Below are 5,105 nucleotides of genomic sequence, written 5' to 3'. Positions count from 1 at the left end.
GGCCCCGCCGGCCCCGCCGGCCCCGCCAGCCCCGCCAGGCAGCCGCCGCAGCGCGTCGTTGCGGTCCCGGTCGCCGTCGATGCTCACCGAGACGGCGAAGGGATACTCGGCGAAGAGGCGGGCGTCCTCGGGACGCAGCACGGTCAGGTTCGTGGTCAGGGAGAACCGCACCCGCCGCCCGGCGGCCGCGGCCGCCCGCGCCGCGTAGACGGTGACCTCATGGACGAGGTCCGCGGCGAGCAGCGGCTCGCCGCCCATGAACCCCACGACGACGTCGGCGCCCGGCCGCGACTCGGCGAGGAGGCGGTCGACCGCCGCGAAGGCGACCCCGCGCGGCATCGCCCGGGCCGCACCGCCGAACCGCCCCTCGTCGGCGTAGCAGTAGGCGCACGACATGTTGCACGCCTGCATGACGTTCAGCGACAGGGCGGACAGCGGTGGCGGGTCGATCGGACGCCCGTCGATGCGCCGGGGCGTGGACGGCTCCAGCCCCAGGTCGGCGCGCAGTCCGGGATCGAGCTCGATCGCCCCGCCCGAGCCCAGCCAGGTCTCCACTCGCCGCGCGACGTCCTCGGGCAGGTCGTAGACCCGGCTGCCGTCCGTCACGAACAGGTGCGCACCCCGTGCGCTGCGGAACAGGCGGACCTCGGCGGCGGGATCCGGCGCGCCGCCCGAGACGGCGGCCCGCTCTCCTTCCGCCGGCCGCGGTTCCCAGCCCGGCGGGCGGCGACCGATCTGCAGCAGGACCGTCACGTGCCGGACTCGATGTCCCGCCGCAGCGCGGCGCTCCAGGCGAGAAGAAGATCGTACTGCCGCCGGGTGATGTGCATCGGATGGCGGTCGGAGCCGCGCATCAGCGCCGGCATGCGACGGTCGTAGTAACGCTCCCTGGTCGCCGGCTCGCGCACGACCGCGGGGAGCAGCTCGGGCCGCTCCCGCAACAGGTCCTCGAGCACCTCCAGCGCCAGGAACCGGCGGTGGCGCGCCCGGCCCGCCTCGGTCAGCGGAAGCGGGTGGCCGGTCACCGGCTCGGCCGCCGGGAACGCCAGGTCCCGGACCGACTCGACCGGCTCCCGCCGGCTCCGCGCGATCGCGGCGTTCTCGAACCGGGCCCGGTCGTTCTGGGCGTCGATGTTGACCGCGCCGACCGTCTCGAAGATCCGCTCGAACAGGTCGCGGACCTCCAGCGTGGTGCGGGCCGCGTCCGCCACGTAGGCGGGCTCGCGGACGTCGGCGCGCCGGACCCGGTCGGTCAGGCCGTCCGCGGCCGAGGTGAACGGCCGCCGGTCGGGTGCGAAGTCCGGCGGCCCGACGACGATCCGGGCCGTCGCGGTGAGTCCCCCCGGCAGGACGACCCGCACCGTGCCGTCGCAGACGTCGTCGACGAGCCCGAGGCTGGCGCTGTTCTCGGCGCCCGCGAACAGGCCACCCGGGTTGGTGCGCGGGTCGTCGCCGGTCAGCGCGAAGCCGCTCCACGTCGACTGCGGGTTGAGGATGAGCCGGTCCGCGGGCAGGGCGTAGACGCTCGTCTGCGCCGGGAGGTCCGTCGGGCCGTACACCGCGCCGACGGCCGGGGTGAACCGCAGCCGCAGCTCCGGCAGCTCGGTGTTCGGCCGGGTCAGCTGCACGCTGCCCAGCGGGACGCGGCTGCCGACGGGCACCAGCGGCGTCGCGGCGCCCTCGGGGGAGCGCCCGTCGAGCGGGCGCCGCCCGGTGTCGTCGCCGGCGATGCTCACCTTCGCGGCGATCCGGTCGTCGTCGACCTGCGTGTAGTGATGCGGCTTGAGGTTGGCGACCTCCACCTCCCACCGCACCTGGGAGAGACTGAGACCGAAGGCCGCCAGGACATCGGGGGTGATCGGCCCCTCGTGCGTCACCCCGTCGGTCGTCCACGCGCCGTGCAGCTCGAAGAACGGGCACACCGGGCGGAATCCCGCGGCGTCCTTGAACGTCACCGTCGCCGGCAGCCGGGTGGTGACCGTCCCGTCCTCGGCGACATCGAGGGTCTCGGCCGGCTGGACGATCGTGCGCCCGGTGCCCCGCGGCGACAGGTCGTTGGGGCCCCAGACGTAGTTGTCACAGGGGGTAGGCGACGGGCCCAACCGCCCGTAGGCAAGCGGCGGGTACAGCCACAATTGGTCGATCATTTAGATCTCCTGTTCTCCCGCACCCGCCAGGATGGCCGACGCCCCGAGGGAACGCCGGTCACCCGTGGATTCCCGCGTCATACCATGCGGGAATCCACCACCGTCGATCGCCGGCGTTCACCGGTATTTCCGTCGAACCCGACGGCGCGCCGTGCCTGTTTCGTCCCAAACGTCATCGCGTCCCAAACGTCGCCTCCCCCGAACGTCGCCGCCCCCCGAACGTCGCCGCCAAGCCGGGTGACCGATCCGGGCGACGGCTCGACGGTGATACGGCGAAACCGTTCGCCGTTACATCTATCACACCGGGTCCGTCATCTACCATCCTGAACCCGCCGCCGCGCGGTGAACTGTCGGACCCGAGACAACGCGGGATTCCGGCCGCCACCGGCCTTCCCGCCGGGCGAGGATCAACCGCTGGGCCAGCCGCCGACCAGACCGGGAGACGCAAGCGACAGTCGCGTCCGGGCCCCCGTCAATCCCGACGACTTCGAAATAGAACACCGGGCTCGGCGCGATGCACCTCACCCATCCCAGCAAACTCACTACCCATTCCAGCAACTCGCCGCAGGCCGGGCCGCCGGTCGCGGTCACGCCGAGAGCCGCTGCCGCGCGGCGGGGCCCGGGCGCCGCGCCTCGCCCGGCGTCTCGCCCGGCGTCTCGGCCGCCAGCTGGGCGAGCAGCTCCCGGTCCGCGGGCGTCGCGGGCGTCTGGAGCCAGATGGTGGACTCCGGGTCGTCACCCGGTCGCAGCACCGACAGCATCAGCGAGATGTCACCGAGCGGCGTGGCCGCGCTGACCGTGCGGCCCGTGAACACGCGCACGGACCGGCACTGCCACCAGGCACGCAGCTCGGGGCGCGCCTGTTCGAGCAGCTCCAGCACGGCACGGCCGCGCTGGTCGTCGGGATGATGACCGAGCTGGGCGCGGAACTGGGCGAGCAGGTCCTTGGCCACGTCCTCGGACCCGCCCATCCCGTCCCGGGTCCGGGGCTGCGCCACCAGCATCCACAGCAGGTTGCGCTGGGGCTCGGGCACGTCGGCGGGATCCCCCCACAGGACGGTGTAGGCGTCGTTCCAGGCGGTGACGTCGAAGCGCCGGTCGAGTAGCAACGCCGGACAGTTCGGCCAGTTGTCCAGCACCGAACGCAGCGCCTTGACGAGGGTGTGGTGGCGGTCCGCCGGCGGCGTGTGCAGGCCGGCGAGCGCCAGGGCGTGGCGACGACCGTCGTCGTCGAGCCGCAGGGCCCGAGCGACGGCCTCGAGGACCTGCCGGGACGCGGCGACCCGGCCTTGTTCCAGCCAGGTGTACCAGGCGAGGCCGAGGCCGGAGAGGGCGGCGACCTCCTCCCGGCGCAGCCCCGGGGTGCGGCGGCGAGGTGTGGCGGGCAACCCGACGTCCTCGGGTCGCAGGCGCTCACGGTGGGCACGAAGAAAGAATCCAAGCTCACGCTGGCGGGCGTCGTCGCTCATCGGTTCCAGTCGGATCGGGCGGCCTTGTCGACACCGCCGATCCGGCACATCCGGCACATCCAGCGGGCGGGACAGCATCGACACAGGGACACGCGGTCAGCAGGACTGCTACTATCCTCAGTCGCCAACAACGCCTAACAGCAGTCACCCATGTGATGGCTGAAATCCAGCCACCGCCGCCGGATCAGCGCAGGCCGAAACGGCCGAGCGGACCGTCCAACGCAAGAAGACACAGCCCCATGGTGGCATCGCCCGGCGGCCATGTCCGGCGCTTACCCGGAGAGATCGTGTCATTTACATGATCAAACAACGTCGGCATGAATTTCGATACCTGAAGCAACCTATCGATAACCGCAAGTAATAGACCTGCGATGATCGACTGGAATCCGGATCATCGAAAACACCGACTCGCGGAACGTGTTCATCCCTCCATGGCGCCCGCGGCCACCCCGATCATTCGATTACCCGGTCCGGCGCTCGGTCCAGCGCCGATCCGCGGCCGGACCCGCGCCCACGGCCCGTCCAGCCCGCATGCGGACCGTCCAGCAGTCCGTGCCGATAGGCGTAGAGGCCGGCGCGCAGCCGGTCCGGCTGGCCGATCTTGCGCATCGCACCGGTGAGGTACCGCTTGACCGTTGCCTCGGCCAGGGCGAGCTCGCAAGCGATCTCCGCGTTCGACAGGCCGCGGGCGAGCTGGCCGAGCACCGCGCGTTCCCGGGAGGTCAGCCCGAGGGCCTGCGGTGGCAGTTCGGCCTGGACCGGCGGCCCCGGCGGCCCCGGCACCCCCGTCGGCGGCGGCGCGGGCAGGAAGACCACGCCGCCGAGCGCGGCGATGGTGACCGCGTGGGCGAGGTCGGCAGGCGGAGTGTCCGGCAGCACCGCCCCCGACGCCCCGGTGGTGAGGATCTGGGTCAGTTCGGCGCAGGTAGCCAGCGGCCGCAACAGCAGGACGCGCGTGATGGGGATCCGGTCGGCCTCCGCGCGCAGCCGGCGCACCGCCGCGAGGTCGGTCGCGAGGTCCCCCGCGAGCCCGAGCAGCAGCACCCGGGGACGCGAGCGGCGGATCTGCGGCAGCGCGGCATCCAGCCGGTGGCTGCGGCCGACGACGTCGAGCCGGCAGATCGTCGAGAGCAGCAGGTGCAGCCCAGCCCCGGTCACCGGATGGGCGTGCAGCAGGAACACCGACACACCGCCGTCGATCTCTGTGGGCGTGAGATCCTTGGCGTACGCGGGACACTCGGGCTGCGCGGACGCCTCGGCGCGAACGGGAACCCCGGGACAGGCCGGAACCCTGACCCGCGGCGGACCCCCGGAGTACGCGGAGTACCCGGAGTACGCGGAGACCTCGGCGCGGACGGGAGGGGGCGAGGCGGCTCCGATCGTCATGACTCCGGGTCCTTACCACGAGGAGCGAACGCGGGACGGCGGTATCACCCCGCCGTCCCGCGTGCAGGGGGCTGACCCGACCGTAGGCACCTTCGGTTAGCTC

The 5,105-nt window shown here is 72.7% G+C and carries 4 protein-coding genes; all 4 read right to left on the bottom strand.

Features of this window, described 5'->3' with window-relative positions; genetic code table 11:
• On the bottom strand, positions 1-753 hold a 753-nt coding region (locus AC08OP_RS15870), incomplete at its 3' end, for a radical SAM protein (protein WP_476614908.1).
• A complete protein-coding gene (locus AC08OP_RS15865; protein ID WP_476614907.1) occupies positions 750-2,147 on the bottom strand; it encodes a hypothetical protein in 1,398 nt (465 codons plus the stop codon). The genes AC08OP_RS15865 and AC08OP_RS15870, both read right to left, overlap by 4 nt.
• Before the next feature lie 587 nt (positions 2,148-2,734).
• On the bottom strand, positions 2,735-3,616 hold the full coding sequence (locus AC08OP_RS15860) for a helix-turn-helix transcriptional regulator (RefSeq protein WP_462187636.1): 882 nt from the start codon (positions 3,614-3,616) through the stop codon (positions 2,735-2,737).
• 453 nt (positions 3,617-4,069) lie between these two features.
• Complete coding sequence (locus AC08OP_RS15855; RefSeq protein ID WP_476614906.1) at positions 4,070-5,002, bottom strand: response regulator transcription factor; 933 nt, start codon at positions 5,000-5,002, stop codon at positions 4,070-4,072.
• Between the last annotated feature and the right edge of the window lie 103 nt (positions 5,003-5,105).

The sequence above is a fragment of the Frankia sp. CeRuru1 genome (genome assembly GCF_977966315.1).
The sequence above is the reverse complement of the archived record's forward strand: the minus strand, read 5'-3'. Positions and strand labels throughout refer to the sequence as shown.

Coding starts and splice junctions, on each gene's coding strand:
- AC08OP_RS15865 (WP_476614907.1), bottom strand. CDS start 2,147: ATGATCGACCAATTGTGGCTGTACCCGCCGCTTGCCTACGGGCGGTTG.
- AC08OP_RS15860 (WP_462187636.1), bottom strand. CDS start 3,616: ATGAGCGACGACGCCCGCCAGCGTGAGCTTGGATTCTTTCTTCGTGCC.
- AC08OP_RS15855 (WP_476614906.1), bottom strand. CDS start 5,002: ATGACGATCGGAGCCGCCTCGCCCCCTCCCGTCCGCGCCGAGGTCTCC.